At 68.5% G+C, this 14,018-nt stretch carries 12 protein-coding genes; 5 read left to right on the top strand and 7 right to left on the bottom strand.

Features of this window, described 5'->3' with window-relative positions; genetic code table 11:
- A partial coding sequence (locus tag TSH20_RS04980; RefSeq protein ID WP_247874434.1) for a methyl-accepting chemotaxis protein occupies nt 1-680 on the top strand: 680 nt, incomplete at its 5' end.
- A gap of 223 nt (nt 681-903) precedes the next feature.
- On the opposite strand, the gene TSH20_RS04975 is transcribed toward TSH20_RS04980, so the two are convergent.
- Complete coding sequence (locus tag TSH20_RS04975; RefSeq protein WP_109073700.1) at nt 904-1,683, bottom strand: 3-hydroxybutyrate dehydrogenase; 780 nt, start codon at nt 1,681-1,683, stop codon at nt 904-906.
- A 16-nt stretch (nt 1,684-1,699) separates the two neighbouring features.
- Nucleotides 1,700-2,878, bottom strand: coding sequence for a patatin-like phospholipase family protein (locus TSH20_RS04970; protein WP_109073699.1), 1,179 nt, complete (start codon nt 2,876-2,878; stop codon nt 1,700-1,702).
- A 350-nt stretch (nt 2,879-3,228) separates the two neighbouring features.
- Here TSH20_RS04970 and TSH20_RS04965 point away from each other — a divergent pair, with 350 nt between their 5' ends.
- Entirely contained in the window at nt 3,229-3,420 is a 192-nt protein-coding gene (locus tag TSH20_RS04965) for a hypothetical protein (RefSeq protein WP_085087561.1), read from the top strand.
- Between the two features lie 7 nt (nt 3,421-3,427).
- Here the strand turns inward: TSH20_RS04965 and TSH20_RS04960 are convergent, their stop codons facing one another.
- Nucleotides 3,428-5,017, bottom strand: a complete 1,590-nt coding sequence (locus TSH20_RS04960) for a cisplatin damage response ATP-dependent DNA ligase (RefSeq protein WP_109073698.1) — start codon at nt 5,015-5,017, stop codon at nt 3,428-3,430.
- A complete protein-coding gene (locus tag TSH20_RS04955) occupies nt 5,014-6,105 on the bottom strand; it encodes a ligase-associated DNA damage response exonuclease (protein ID WP_109073697.1) in 1,092 nt (363 codons plus the stop codon). The genes TSH20_RS04960 and TSH20_RS04955 overlap by 4 nt, the downstream gene beginning before the upstream one ends.
- 39 nt (nt 6,106-6,144) lie before the next feature.
- Here TSH20_RS04955 and TSH20_RS04950 point away from each other — a divergent pair, with 39 nt between their 5' ends.
- Both TSH20_RS04950 and TSH20_RS04945 read left to right on the top strand, forming a co-directional pair.
- Nucleotides 6,145-7,059 carry a pseudouridine-5'-phosphate glycosidase gene (locus tag TSH20_RS04950; protein ID WP_109073696.1) on the top strand — a complete coding sequence of 305 codons (915 nt, stop codon included), beginning with the start codon at nt 6,145-6,147 and terminating at the stop codon, nt 7,057-7,059.
- Nucleotides 7,060-7,174: 115 nt separating this feature from the next.
- The gene (locus tag TSH20_RS04945; protein WP_109073695.1) at nt 7,175-7,591 is read left to right on the top strand and encodes a hypothetical protein; all 417 of its coding nucleotides are present in this window, start codon (nt 7,175-7,177) and stop codon (nt 7,589-7,591) included.
- 90 nt (nt 7,592-7,681) lie between these two features.
- Here the strand turns inward: TSH20_RS04945 and TSH20_RS04940 are convergent, their stop codons facing one another.
- Nucleotides 7,682-10,705, bottom strand: a complete 3,024-nt coding sequence (locus TSH20_RS04940; RefSeq protein ID WP_109073694.1) for an EAL domain-containing protein — start codon at nt 10,703-10,705, stop codon at nt 7,682-7,684.
- A gap of 369 nt (nt 10,706-11,074) precedes the next feature.
- On the opposite strand from TSH20_RS04940, the gene TSH20_RS04935 reads away from it, so the two are divergent.
- A complete protein-coding gene (locus TSH20_RS04935; protein ID WP_247871685.1) occupies nt 11,075-12,190 on the top strand; it encodes a catalase family protein in 1,116 nt (371 codons plus the stop codon).
- A gap of 178 nt (nt 12,191-12,368) precedes the next feature.
- Here TSH20_RS04935 and TSH20_RS04930 read toward each other — a convergent pair whose 3' ends face one another.
- A complete protein-coding gene (locus TSH20_RS04930; protein ID WP_109073692.1) occupies nt 12,369-12,914 on the bottom strand; it encodes a hypothetical protein in 546 nt (181 codons plus the stop codon).
- Between the two features lie 130 nt (nt 12,915-13,044).
- Nucleotides 13,045-13,902: a pirin family protein gene (locus TSH20_RS04925; RefSeq protein ID WP_109073691.1), complete on the bottom strand. Its 858-nt coding sequence runs from the start codon at nt 13,900-13,902 to the stop codon at nt 13,045-13,047.
- Nucleotides 13,903-14,018: the final 116 nt, after the last annotated feature.

Here is a 14,018-nt window from a genome sequence, read left to right as displayed (position 1 = left end):
CGCGGGCCGGCGACGCCGGGCGCGGCTTCGCCGTGGTGGCGCAGGAGGTGCGGCAGCTCGCCCAGCGCTCCGCCCAGGCGTCGAAGGAAATCAAGGGCCTGATCCTGGACAGCGACGCCCAGGTGAAGGACGGCGTCGATCTGGTCAGCAAGGCCGGCGACGCGCTGCAGGGCATCGTGTCCGGCGTGCAGCAGGTGGCGACCCTGATCGCCGAGATGGCGTCGGCCTCGGCCGAGCAGGCGACGGCGCTGGACGAGATCAACTCGACCGTCGCCAACATGGACGAGATGACGCAGAAGAACGCCGCCCTGGTGGAGGAGACCACCGCCGCCGCCCAGGCGATGAGCGGTCAGGCCGGCGACCTGAAGTCGCTGGTCGGCTTCTTCAAGTTCGAACAGGCGGCCGGCTTCGGTTACGCCGCGGCTCCGCGCGCGCCGGTCGCCGTCCATGCCGCTGCCCACACCGCCCAAGCGGCCGCCACCACGCGCCGCGCCGCCGCGGCCCCGTCCCGCACCGCCGCCAAGCCCACGGCGAAGCCTGCCGCCCGCGGCAACGGCACGGCCCACGCGGTCGCGACGACCAAGCCGTCCGCCCGCACCGACTCCCCCGCGCGCGGCACCGCTGCGGTCCCGGTCCTGAAGCACAGCACCAGCGACGACGACGACTGGAAGGAGTTCTGAGAGTTCACGAGGTTTGATGCTCACGTCATGAGCATCTCTCGGCCGTCATTCCCGCGAAGGCGGGAATCCAGAGGTTCCAAAGGTTTAGAAGCGAATCAGCCTGGATCCCCGCCTCCGCGGGGATGACGGCCGATAATGGTCTCTCAGCGAACCAACTCATCTCCAAACGGAAAAGGCGTCGGGCCATTGGCCCGACGCCTTTTTCAGTCCGGCGGCGTTCCGCCTATTGCATGAACCAGCCATGGCTGACGACCAGGGACTGGCCGGTCAGCGCGTTCGATCCGAAGGACGCGAAGAACAGGGCGGCCTGGGCGACGTCCTCGACCGTGGTGAACTCGCCGTCGACGGTCTCCTTCAGCATCACGGTCTTGACCACCTCCTCCTCGGAGATGCCCAGCTCCTTGGCCTGTTCGGGGATCTGCTTCTCGACCAGCGGGGTGCGGACGAAGCCGGGGCAGATCACGTTGGCGCGCACGCCATGCGCCGCCCCTTCCTTGGCGACCACCTTGGCGAGGCCGATCAGCCCGTGCTTGGCGGTGACATAGGGCGCCTTCAGCGGCGACGCCTCCTTGGAGTGGACCGACCCCATATAGATGATGCTGCCGCTTCCCTGCTTGTACATCGTCCGCAGGGCGGCGCGCGTGGTCAGGAAGGCGCCGTCCAGATGGATGGACAGAAGCTGCTTCCACTTGGCGAACTCGAACTGTTCGACCGGCGCCACCGTCTGGATGCCGGCGTTGCTGACCAGGATGTCGATGCGGCCGAAGGCGGCGACGGCGCGGTCCATGCCGGCCTCGACCTGGGCCTCGTCGGTCACGTCCATGGCGACGCCCAGCGCCCGCTTGCCGGTGGGATCGAGGCTGGCCGCCGCGGCGTCGGCACCGGCTTGGTTGAGGTCGGCGATGACGACCAGCGCGCCCTCGCCGGCGAATGTCCGGGCGATTTCCAGCCCGATTCCGCTCGCCGCCCCGGTGATGACGGCGACTTTGTCCTGCAAACGCATGGGTCCGCTCCTTCGTTCAATCTGCATCGGTTGGCATTTCGGTGAGGGCCGGGCGCCGCAAATCGTGCGTGACGGGACCGTCCAGCCGCGACGGCATCGCCAGCCATTCCGGATGGGCGAGCGTGGCGAGGGTGTCGGCAAGGCCGCTCTCCCAATGCTCGCGCATGCCGGCGTTGGAAAACTCGTAGTCCTTGCTGTCGCGCTCGTAGCTTTTGCGGCGGTAGATCAGGTGGATGATGTTGATCGCCGCCCCGCAGGCGGCGCGCCGCAGCGCCCTGGCCTCCGGCGTGTCGCGAAGATCGCCGGGCAGCCGGTCGAGCAGCGTGACCAGCTGGTTGCGCAGGGTCTGCTCGTAGGTGACCTTGTCGGTGTTGAAGCGGGTGCGGCTGGAATAGGTGATGTCCTTCTGCCGCTCCAGCACCTCCGACATGCCGCGCGGCACCTGACCGCTGGCGCTCCACAGGTCGACCTGGAAGACCAGCGTGTCGCGGCGCGGCTGGTCCTCCAGCACATGGTCGAGCGGCGTGTTGGAGACCAGCCCGCCGTCCCAATAGAACTCGCCGTCGATCTCCACGGGGGCGAAGCCGGGCGGCAGGGCGCCGCTGGCCATCACATGCTCCGGGCCGATCCGGTGGGTCTCGGTGTCGAAATAGATGGAGTTGCCGGTCCGCACATTGACGGCGCCCAGCGACAACCGGACATCGCCCCGGTTGATCCTGTCGAAGTCGATCAGGTCCTCCAGCGTGCTTTTCAGCGGCGCGGTGTCATAGACGCTGGTCGGCCCGGCGAAGGGGCCGGCCGCCGCCCATTCCACCGCCGGCCGCGGCCGGAAGAAGCCCGGCTGCCCGGACAGCGCCGTCCGCCACGCGCTCCATTGGTTGAGGATGGAAATCGACGGGCCGTCGGGATCGAGCCGCCGCCACAGCGCCTCCGCATGCTCCCAGGGCGAGGGCGGGGCGACGCGGGCCCAGAACTCCGCCAGCGCGGCGCAGCGCCGCTCCGGCGGATTGCCGGCGATCAGCACCGCGTTGACCGCGCCGATCGACACGCCGGCCACCCAGGTTGGATGGATGTCGTGCTTGAACAGCCCCTCGACGACGCCCGCCTGATAGGCCCCCAGCGCTCCGCCGCCTTGCAGGACGAGAGCCACCCGGTCGTAGGGGGCGGTGAGATCGGCAAAGGATCCGTCGCGCATCGGTGTCTTTCCCTACCAGTCGATTGCTCGCAGACGTCATTCGTCGCTCGGCAGGCCTGATATGGGGCCGGAAATGAACGCGGCCACGCAGAAACATTCCGCAAAGTCGGATGAATACTCATGGCAGCCATGCCGATTTCTTTTAAGTCCGCCCTATCTTTGCGGAAACCTATATCAAGGTATTACACCACTATTAATTACTTGTAATATTGAAGATCAGTGATCGCTTCTTCGCAGGACGGTAGATTTCACGGCTGTTGTGCCAAATGCCCGAATTAACCTTTCGGTGGGGATTGCGTGCTGCAATGCCCTCGGTTTCGTTCCAGCCCCTTGGTTTTCTGGAGGACAGCATGTCCCGCCGCCCCGCTTCCCGCCGCCGTCTCCCGCTCGCCGCCCTGTTGCTGCTGGGCGCTTCGCTGAGCGGCTGCGGTGCCGTCACCGGCGTGGCCAGCGGTGCGGCCAGCATCGCCGGCACCGCCGTGGATGTCGTCGGCACCGTGGCGGAAACCTCCGTCGACGTGGTGACGGCGCCGCTGCGGTAAGGGAGTCTTACCCCACCACCATCGCCGCCAGCGTTTCCAGCCGGTCGGCCTCGTGCGCCGGCTTGTCCCAGCGGATGCGGTGGATGCGGGGGAAGCGCATGGCGAGCCCGCTCTTGTGCCGGTTGGAGGGGTGCACGCTGTCGAAGGCGACCTCCAGCACCAGCCCGGCCTCGACCTCGCGCACTGGGCCGTAACGGCGGGTGGTGTGGTTGCGCACCCAGCGGTCCAGCTCTATCAGCTCGGCGTCGGTGAAGCCGGAATAGGCCTTGCCGACCGGCACCAGCTCCTCCCCTCGCCAGACGCCGAAGGTGTAGTCGGAATAATAGCTCGACCGCTTCCCGTGGCCGCGCTGGGCGTACATCATCACGGTGTCGAGCGTCAGCGCCCCGCGCTTCCATTTGAACCACGGCCCCTTCGGCCGCCCGGCCAGATAGGCGCTGTCGCGCCGTTTCAGCATCAGCCCCTCGATGCCGTTCTCCCGCGCGCCCTCGCGCAACGCCACCAGCTCGTCCCAGGCCGTGAAGGGCACCATCGGCGACAAATCCATCCGCCGCGGCTGCACCGCCTCGAACCAGCGCTCCAGCCGGGCGCGCCGCTCGACGAAGGACAGGCCGCGCAAATCCTCCTCGCCGTCGAACAGGATGTCGTAGAGCCGCACCCAGGCCGGCCCGTCGCGCAGCATCTGCGCCGTCACCGTCTTGCGGTTGAGGCGCTGCTGCAGATCGTTGAAGGGCGCCACCACCCCGTCGCGCGCCACCAGCAGCTCGCCGTCCAGCACGGCGTCGAAGCTCATATGGTCGACGATGTCCGGAAAGGCGCCCGACACGTCGTCGCCGGTGCGGCTGTAGAGCCGCCGCTCGCCGCCGCGCGCCACCATCTGCACGCGGATGCCGTCCCATTTCCATTCGGCGGCATAGGCGGCGGGGTCGAGCCCGGCGCGGTCCTCCTCCTCCAGCGGGTGGGACAGCATCATCGGGCGGAAGCCGGCACCGGAGCCGGTGGCCGGCTGCTCGGCCCGCCCCTCCAGCCAGGCGAACAGCTCCGCATAGGGGGCGGTCAGCCCGTGCCAGACCTCCTCCACGTCATCGACGCTGACCTCCGGCCGCGCCGCTTTTCCCCACTCCGCCAGCGCCGTCTTGGCCAGCCGCGCCGACACGCCGATGCGCAGCGCCCCGGTGATGAGCTTCAGCAACGCAAACCGCCCCGACGAGTCGAGCGTGTCGAGCCAGCCCTCCACCAGCCCGATCACCTGCCCGCGCTTGGCGGCCCGCAGCCCCTCCACCACCTCGTCCAGGCTGGGCGGCAGACTGTTCGCGCGTTCAGCACGCTCCGGCCAGATCAGCGCCACCGTCTCCGCCAGATCGCCGACATAGTCGTAGGACAGCGCCAGCAATTGCGGATCGACCCGGCTCGCCGCCAGTTCGCGGATCGCCGCCGGCTTGGCCTCGCGGAAGCTCAGAGCCCCGGTCAGCGCCGCCAGCGCCCAGCCGCGCTCGGGGTCCGGCGCGGTGGCGAAATGCTCGACCAGCAGGCGGATCTTGCCGTTGCGCGACGGCATGAAGACCAGCGCGTCGATCAGCGCGGCAAAGCGGTTCACGACGCCTCCCCTTCCCCGGCCTTCTCCGAAATCCCTTCCGAATCCTCATCCTCGAAGCCGATCAGCGCCAGCGCGCGGGCGCGGATGCCGCGGCTGGTGGCGTAATGGACCAGCGCCTCCTCGCGGCCATGGGTCACCCAGACCTCCGGCGCACCGACATCCTCCAGCGTCTGGCAAAGCTCGTCCCAATCGGCATGGTCGGAGATCACCAGCGGCAGCTCCACCCCGCGCTGGCGGGCACGCTGGCGCACCCGCATCCATCCCGACGCAACCGCCACCACCGGATCGGCCAGCCGCCGCGCCCAGCGGTCGGCCACCGCCGCCGGCGGGGCCAGCACCAGCGCGCCCTTCAGATCCTCCTTCGCCGCCACCGTCGCCGGCCGCAGATCCCCCAACTCCACCCCCAGACTGCTGTAGAGCCGGCACAGCGGCTCCAGCGCGCCATGCAGCCAGATCGGCCGGTCGTACCCCGCCGCCCGCAGCAAGGTGATCAGCCGCTGGCATTTGCCGAGCGCATAGACGCCGACGACATGGCTGCGCTCCGGGAACAGCGCCATCGAATGCAGCAGTTTCTGCACCTCCCCCAGGTCGGGCGGGTGGCGGAACACCGGCAGGCCGAAGGTCGCCTCGGTCACGAAGACGTCGCAGGGCACCGGCTCGAACGGCGCACAGGTGCGGTCGAGCCGCCGTTTGTAGTCGCCCGACACCACCACGCGCGACCCGGCATGCTCCAGCACCACCTGCGCGCTGCCCAGCACATGGCCGGCCGGAACCAGCCGCACCGCCACGTCGCCGATGCGCAAGCTCTCGCCATACTCCAGCGGCTGCAGGTTTCCCCCCACCCCCTCGCCCATCCGCTGGCGCATGATGGCGAGCGTGCCGGGAGTCGCCAGCACATGGCGGTTGCCGGGCCTTGCGTGGTCGGAATGGCCGTGGGTGACGACCGCGCGCTCCACCGGGCGCACCGGGTCGATGTAGAAGCCTCCCGGCTCGACATAGAGCCCCTCGGGCAGGACCCTGATCCATTTGTCAGGATGCGGGCGATCGGGTTTGGACCCAGCCTGATTGGATTGTTGTGCAGCGGACATGCGTCCTAATATAGGGCGCGACAACCGGAGACCCAGCGCATGCACCCAATCCTGCTGCCGACCCCCGAGATTGCCGACGCGCTTGCCACGAGCCGCCCGGTGGTGGCGCTGGAATCGACCGTGATCTCCCACGGCATGCCCTATCCGCAGAATCTGGAGACCGCCCGCGCGCTGGAGGCGGAGGTGCGGGCCGCCGGCGCCATCCCCGCCACCATCGCGGTGATGGACGGCCGCATCCGCATCGGGCTGGACGACACGGCGCTGGAACGGCTGGCCATCGCCGGCCACAAGGCGCGCAAGCTGAGCCGCCGCGATCTGCCCATCGCGCTCGCCGGCGGCGGCATCGGCGCCACCACGGTGGCGGCGACGATGATCGGGGCGCGGCTGGCCGGCATCTCCGTCTTCGCCACCGGCGGCATCGGCGGCGTCCATCGCGGGGCGGAGAGCAGCTTCGACATCTCCGCCGACCTCGACGAGCTGGCCCGCACCTCCGTCTGCGTGGTCTGCGCCGGCGCCAAGTCGATTCTCGACCTGCCCAAGACGCTGGAGGTGCTGGAAACCCGCGGAGTCCCGGTGCTGGGCTTCGGCACGGACGAATTTCCCGCCTTCTACAGCCGCCGCAGCGGCCTGCCCGTCGATCATCGCTGTGACAACGTGCGACAGGTGGCAGACATCCTGCGGGCGAAATGGCAGCTTGGCCTGGAAGGCGGCGTGCTGCTCGCCAACCCCATCCCACCGGCCGACGAGCTGGACGCCGACCTGATGGAAGCCGCGGTCACCCAGGCGCTGGCCGATGGTGAAGCCAACAATATCAAGGGGAAGGACATCACCCCCCACCTGCTGGCGGCGCTGGAGCGCATCACCGGCGGGCGCAGCCTGACCGCCAACATCGCGCTGATCCGCAACAACGCGCGGGTCGCGGCAGGGGTCGCCGCCGCCCTTGCCGCCCCCTAGAACCGAACGGATAAGCCTACTCCTGCGGGGGTAAGGCTTTAGCCCCGGTACCGGCTTAAGACCCCGTTAACCGCCTGCGCGCAAATCTGTCGTCATCGAACGAGCGGAGGCTTCAATGCGCGCACCCAGCAGCACCTCGACCCTGGTTTCCCGGATGATCGCGATGGCCGGCCAAGGCGACGAGGCGCCGGGCGTCGCAGAGATGAAGGAGCCGGCGCACGTCAAGCGCATCGTCTGGGCCTCCCAGGCGGCCAAGCTGCGCGTGTCGCTGTCGTCCCGCTCCATCCACGAGATCGAAGCCGCCGTCACCGCCGACCTGGACAGCATGGAACTGCCGGAAGTGTTCTTCACCTCCGTCGAGGTGGGCGGCCATGTGGTGACCTGCGACCTCGACGCCTCCGGCACCGCCTCCATCTTCGGGCTGATCGAGGCCCACGAATATGACGACCTGGTGGAAGAGGCCGGCGACGACGCCCTGTTCGGCGTCGATTGGGACGGCGTCTACATCACCCCGGCCCGCACGCGGCACTGAGCGCGACCTCTCCGGTCCGACAAGCCCAGCCTCCGAAAGCGCCCCGCAGTCCGCCTGCGGGGCGTTTTGCGTTTACGGCCCTTCCCCAAATCATGACACCGGCGACGGCGGCCGGGTCGCCGCGGCGCAGGGCATGCCGACCACCACATCATCGCCGTCGATCAGCGGCAAGCCGGCCCGCCGCTCCTCCCAGGCCGCCAGGAAGGCGTCGATGCGGTCGGCCGGCAGCGGCCGGCTGATGAAATAGCCCTGGATCAGGTCGCAGCCCATCTGCGCAAGCACCTCCCACTGGGCCGCCTCCTCCACCCCTTCGGCCACCACGCTGCGGCTCAGGTCGTGGGCGATGCGCGAGATGGACGACACCATGCTGCGCGCGTCGGGGCGGCGGTGGACGTCGTCGATGAAGGCCTTGTCCAGCTTCAGCGTGTTGATCGGCAGCGTCCGCAGATAGGTCAGCGACGAATAGCCGGTGCCGAAATCGTCCAGCGCGATGTGGATGCCGGCCTGCCGCAGCGCGTTCAGCTTGCCGATGGCGGCGTCGAGCGAGCCGATCATCTGCGACTCGGTGATCTCCAGCTCCAGCCGGTGCGGCGGCAATCCGGTGCGGGCCAGGATCTCCAGCACCCGCGGCACGAAATCATGCTGGGCCAGCTGGACCGCCGACATGTTGATGCTCATCGTCACGTCGCCGGCCCTGCGGCAGGCCAGCCCGACCGCCTCGACGCAGGCGGTCTCCAGCACCCACAGCCCGAGCGGTACGATCAGGCCCGAATCCTCGCACACCGGAATGAAGCGGTCCGGCGACACCGGCCCCAGTTCCGAATCGGTCCAGCGGACCAGCGCCTCGAAGCCGCGGACCCGGCCGTCGGCCGTCGCGACCTGCGGCTGGTAATGCAGGCTGAAGGACTGGCGGTCGAAGGCCAGCCGGGCGCGGCTGAGCAGCTGCATGCGCTCCACCACGTTCAGGTTCATGTCGGCGGTGAAGGTGCAGATGCTTCCGCGCCCATTGTCCTTGGCCCGGTACATGGCGGTGTCGGCATTCTGCAGCAGATCGTCGAAACAGCGGCCGTCCCAGGGATAGCGCGCGATGCCGATGCTGCAGGAAACGTAGAAATGCTGCCCTTCGACCAGGAAGGGCGCGGCCAGAGCCTGCTCCACCCGCCGCGCCACCTCCGCCGGGGCACCGGCGTCGCCGCCCTGGACGACCACCACGAACTCGTCGCCGCCCAGCCGCGCGATGAACAGCCCCTCGCCCGCTCCCTCGCTGATGCGCCGGCCCATCATCGCCAGCAGCTCGTCGCCCGCCTTGTGGCCGAACCCGTCGTTGATGAACTTGAAATTGTCCATGTCGAGGAACAGCAGCGCCAGCGACCCGGCCTTGCCGCACGCCCTGTTGTCGGCGATCAGCCGGTCGACATGCCGTTCCAGCATCAGCCGGTTGGGCAGCCCGGTCAGCGAATCATAATGGGCCAGATGGTCCAGCCGCGCCTGCTGCTGCTTCTGGGCGGTGATGTCGGTGTAGGAGCCGCCCATCATCGTCGGATGCCCCTGCTCGTCGAACAGGGCCTTGCCGGTGGCGTACAGCCACAGGTAACTGCCGTCGCGGTGACGGACGCGGTATTCCACCCGGTATTCCGGCAGTTCGCCCGACAGGTGGCGGCACAGCTCCTCTTCCGCATGCGCGCGGTCATCCGGGTGGACGCGGTCGAACCAGGCCGCCAGCGAATTGATGCTGACGGCATCCACCCCCAGCAGTTCCTCGACCCGACCGGACAGGACCCGGCGGTCCTTGACGACGTCCCAGGTCCAGATGATGTCGCGCGACGCCTCGGCCACCAGCCGCATCCACCGCTCACGCCCGCGCAACGCCTCCTTGCTGGCGGTCAGCTCCTCCACCTTGGCCTGCAGCTCCCGGCGCGAGTCGCTGAGCGCATCGTTGCTCACCCGCAGCGCCGCCTCGGCCATCCGGCGTTCGCGCAGCGCGAAGGACAGCACCAGCACCATGCCGAACAGCAGCAGCAGCACGCCGCCGACCGTCACCACCAGCCAGCGGTAGGTCTCCATGAAGGAGAAGGGCTTGTTGATCAGCCGGTCGAGCGGCCCGAACGACATGGCGTCGATGCCATACCGCTCCGCCTGCCGGTAATCCGCCGCGCGTGAAACGGAGCGGTTCGCCTCCGCCGGCAGATCGGACACCCCGTCCCCGTTCAACATCCTGGCGGCCAGCCTTCCCACCGCCCGGCCGTGCTCCTGTGCGCTCAGCAGGCTGCCGCCGACGATGCCGTGGCCGAGCAGGAAGTCCTGCAGGCCATAGATCGGCGCTCTGCTCCGCTCGCTCATCAGGTCCAGGAACTCCTCGGGCGGCAGAACCACCCCGTCGGCATCGGAAGCATAGCTCCCGAGCAGCACGGCGCTGTTGGGCGGAAGGGTCGCCAGCCGATCCTCCAGCCGGGCGAAGGGCAGGTCGGGCAGCACATGCCGCTCCAGCCCGGCGGGAAGACGGCCGGCCGCCGCCAGCGCCTCGACCTCGACATCCAGGGCAAGTCCCGATTCGGTCTGGTCGCGCAGAAGGAACAGGTGGCGCAGCTTCGGGTTGGCCGCAGCCGCCATGCGGACGGTTCCTTCGATGTCCTTGCCCTCGTCCACCCCGACCACATTGCGCTCGCCTGCGGTCAGCTTGCGTGCCGTTGCCGCGATCACGCCGCCATGCACCAGCGGCACCGGCCCATACAATTCCCGCCGCAGGTCGAGAGCGAATTCCAATGCCGCATCGTCGGTGGTGATGATGGCATCGACGGTGCCCTGAGGATGGCGAAAGGCGATCAGTGCCCGCAGAAGCTCCAGGCCGCTCCGGTCCGGAAAGCGCTTCCAGTCCAGGTAATAGGCAATCACGATCGCGGTCGGCGCCTCCACCTCCAACAGCTTGGTGATACCGTCGGCCTGACCATGCGTCCACTCGTAGCCCTGGTGGTAGGAATGCAGGACCAGCACCGTCCGGTTCGCCGCCGACGGCCGTCCGGCGGCGGAGGACGCCATCGCCGCCAGCAGAAGTCCCAGCAGCAGGACGCAGCCGCGCACCCACCTGATGGGACGTATCGCAGGCCAGCTGGTCATGGAGCATCCTTCGGTCGCCGATCCGGCCGGACTTTTCGAACTCCGCAAAGTGATCGAAAATCTCCGACCCTCCCACCTTGAAGGATAAGCAGGCAAGGCACCTCAGCGCCACAGACTTCTTATAAGGGATCTTCCAATACTCTTGGTTAATTTCCATAGAAGATTGGAATACTCCCAAACCACACCCGCATGGGTCGTGCTTGATTATTTGTAATCCCGCCTCTTTTTGTGCAGTGCGAACAGCAAAGGCGGATGCCAGGCCTGGTCATTAACCTCCGCCGGCTCCGGCGAATCGTTGCGGAACGGACGACACAATCCGGCTGTTGTCCCGGCTGCACCCCGCCCCTTCCCCAATCCGGAGCCGGCCCCTTGTCCGCTGCCTTTTCCCAGCCCACTGCCAAGCCCCTGCCCTACGCCCCGTCGGTCGAAAATCCCGGTCCCGACGAAGCCCGAATCTTCGAGGAACTGGCCGAAACGCTGCTGTCGATCAGCGCCAAGACCTTCGAGGACAGCGGCCATGCGAACCGCAGCGTCCATGCCAAGAGCCACGGGCTGCTGATCGGCCGGCTGGACGTGCTGGACGATCTGCCGGCGGAACTGGCCCAGGGCCTGTTCGCGCGGCCGGAGAGCTATCCGGCGATCCTGCGGCTGTCGACCACGCCGGGCGACATCCTGCCCGACAGCGTATCGACCCCGCGTGGTCTGGCGGTGAAGGTGCTGGGCGTGTCCGGCGACCGGATGCCGGGATCGGAGGACGAGGCCACGCAGGATTTCGTCATGGCCAACGCCCCGGTCTTCTCGGCCCCCGACGCCAAGCAGTTCCTGAAGACGCTGAAGCTGCTGGCCGCCACCACCGACCGGGCGGAGACGGCGAAGACGGTGCTGTCGGCCGGCCTGCGTGCCGCCGAACGGGTGGTGGAGGCCTTCGGCGGCGAGAGCGCCACGCTGAAGACGCTGGGCGGCCACCCGGAAACCCACATTCTGGGCGAAACATTCTACAGCCAGGCCGCATTGCGCTTCGGCGACCATATCGCCAAGCTGCAGATCGTTCCGGTGTCTCCGGAACTGACCGCGCTGGCCGGCGCGGCGCTGACCGTCAACGGCAAGCCGAACGGTCTGCGCGAAGCGGTGGTGGAGTTCTTCCGCGACAACGAAGCCGTCTGGGAACTGCGCGCCCAGCTGCGCACCGACGAGGAGCGCATGCCGGTGGAGGATGCCAGCGTGCTGTGGCCGGAGGAGCTGAGCCCCTACCGCACCGTCGCCCGCCTCACCGTGCCGGCGCAGACGGCGTGGAGCGAGGAACGGTCGCGAGCCGGCGACGACCGGCTGTCCTTCAGCCCCTGGCACGGGCTGGCGGCGCACCGGCCGCTGGGTTCGATCATGCGCGCCCGCCGCCTCGCCTACGACCGCTCCGCCGAATTCCGCATGGACCGCAACGGCTGCCCGATGCACGAACCGGCTGCGGGCTACCGCCTGCCGGGGTAAGGCGTCAGCGCTCCCTCTCCCGCCCCGGGAGAGGGAAGGGGCCCATGCGGAGCATGGGAAGGGTGAGGGGTGAGGCGAGGATCAGAAATCCATGTCCGGATAGCCCCTCACCCTCCCCACGCCTGCGGCGCGGGTCCCCTCCCTCTCCCGGGGCGGGAGAGGGCGTTTAGCATCCCCCTCACTGCAGGCTGCGCTGCATCTCCTCGAAGGTGCGGGAAAACCCGTTCAGCGGAAAGTCGATGTCGCGCTTGCCCATGCGGGGGGAGTTGACGCGGACCAGGATGGACGAGCCGTTGCGGAACTGGTCGGCGACGCGGCCGGACACGAAGTTCGGGAACATGCACATGTTCAGCGTCGCCACATGCGATTCGATGCGCGGCTGGCGGTCGACGCGGATGGCGCAGCGGTCGATCAGGCCCTGGCTGGTGGTCAGGAACAGGTGGAAGTCGTTGCCGGTCGGAATGATGCTGAGCGCGATGAAGCCGACATCCTTCCCGTCGTCGAACAGGCGGTAGATCATCAGCCGGCAGGTCTTGCTGTCGGTCATCCGGTCGATGTCGCACTGGTTGGTCCAGGCGCCCTCGGGCCCGAAATCGGCGGCGGCCTTGGAGAAGTCCACGGCGGCGGCCGGCTTGGCGGAGAAAAGTCCCCCGGCAAGCGTCAGAGCCAGCAGTGCCGCAGCCGCAGCCGCCCTGAAGCCGCCCATCAGACCCTTTGCTCGCATCGCCCCGGCTCCCCGCCATCGTTGGTGTTAATACGGAATGCGCCATGATAACCGGGGACGGCGGGGGTGCAAGGCACGAGATGCCGCGTGGGGCAGACCATGAGGACCGGCCCCGCGCAGCATCGGGCGATCAGATGCGCCCTTCCTCGAAGTCGCGGAAGGCCTGCATCACCTCCTCCCGCGTGTTCATGACGAAGGGACCGCCCCAGGCGATCGGCTCGCCGATCGGCTTGCCGGCCAGCAGCAGGAAGCGGGCGCCGTCCGGCCCGGCCACCGCCTCCACCCGCTCGCCGTCGCCCAGCACGATCACCCGCGGCCCCGACAAAGCTCCCTCCCCGCCCACATCCAGCGTGCCTTCGAACAGCACCAGGAAGGCGGTGTGGCCGGCCGGCAGCGGTTCGGCGAAGGACACCGACGGCGGCAGCGTCACGTCGAAATAGCGGGCGTCGGTCGCCTCGGCCCGCACAGGCCCGGCCGTGCCGCGGGCGGTGTCGCCGGCGATGACGGTGACGGTCGCCCCACCCTCGCGCCGCTCCACCGGAATGGAAGCGGCCGGGAACTCCTGATAGCGCGGGTCGGTCATCTTCAGCCGGGCCGGCAGGTTGATCCACAGCTGGAAGCCGCGCATCAGCCCTTCGGTCTGCTCCGGCATCTCCGAATGGATCAGGCCGCGGCCGGCGGTCATCCATTGCACGCCGCCGGTCTCGATCACGCCCTCATGCCCATGGTTGTCGGCATGGCGCATGCGGCCGGCCAGCATGTAGGTCACCGTCTCGAACCCGCGGTGAGGATGGTCGGGGAAGCCGGCGAGATAGTCGGTCGGCTGGTCCGAGCCGAACAGGTCAAGCATCAGGAAGGGGTCGAGCGTGCGCAGGCGGGGCGTGCCCAGCATGCGGGTCATGCTGACCCCGGCCCCGTCGGAGGTGGCCATGCCCTCCACGGCGGCGAGCACCGGACGGACACCGGGGGTGGCGGGCTTGGTAGACATGGCGGCAACTCCTGGCAAAGCACAATGACGTTGCACCAGAGGTAGTCCGCCCCGGCCCCGCCGTGAAGCCGGCCCGCCCGCGCCACAGCGTTTCCGCCCGTGCAACAATCCAAACG

Origin of the sequence: Azospirillum sp. TSH20, from assembly GCF_003115935.1 — a bacterium.
Classification (GTDB): Bacteria; Pseudomonadota; Alphaproteobacteria; order Azospirillales; family Azospirillaceae; genus Azospirillum.
The sequence above is the reverse complement of the archived record's forward strand: the minus strand, read 5'-3'. Positions and strand labels throughout refer to the sequence as shown.

What these genes read in the sequence shown, in the direction of transcription:
- TSH20_RS04975 (WP_109073700.1), bottom strand. Translation starts at nt 1,683, where the DNA reads ATGCGTTTGCAGGACAAAGTCGCCGTCATCACCGGGGCGGCGAGCGGA.
- TSH20_RS04970 (WP_109073699.1), bottom strand. Translation starts at nt 2,878, where the DNA reads ATGCGCGACGGATCCTTTGCCGATCTCACCGCCCCCTACGACCGGGTG.
- TSH20_RS04965 (WP_085087561.1), top strand. Translation starts at nt 3,229, where the DNA reads ATGTCCCGCCGCCCCGCTTCCCGCCGCCGTCTCCCGCTCGCCGCCCTG.
- TSH20_RS04955 (WP_109073697.1), bottom strand. Translation starts at nt 6,105, where the DNA reads ATGTCCGCTGCACAACAATCCAATCAGGCTGGGTCCAAACCCGATCGC.
- TSH20_RS04950 (WP_109073696.1), top strand. Translation starts at nt 6,145, where the DNA reads ATGCACCCAATCCTGCTGCCGACCCCCGAGATTGCCGACGCGCTTGCC.
- TSH20_RS04945 (WP_109073695.1), top strand. Translation starts at nt 7,175, where the DNA reads ATGCGCGCACCCAGCAGCACCTCGACCCTGGTTTCCCGGATGATCGCG.
- TSH20_RS04940 (WP_109073694.1), bottom strand. Translation starts at nt 10,705, where the DNA reads ATGACCAGCTGGCCTGCGATACGTCCCATCAGGTGGGTGCGCGGCTGC.
- TSH20_RS04930 (WP_109073692.1), bottom strand. Translation starts at nt 12,914, where the DNA reads ATGCGAGCAAAGGGTCTGATGGGCGGCTTCAGGGCGGCTGCGGCTGCG.
- TSH20_RS04925 (WP_109073691.1), bottom strand. Translation starts at nt 13,902, where the DNA reads ATGTCTACCAAGCCCGCCACCCCCGGTGTCCGTCCGGTGCTCGCCGCC.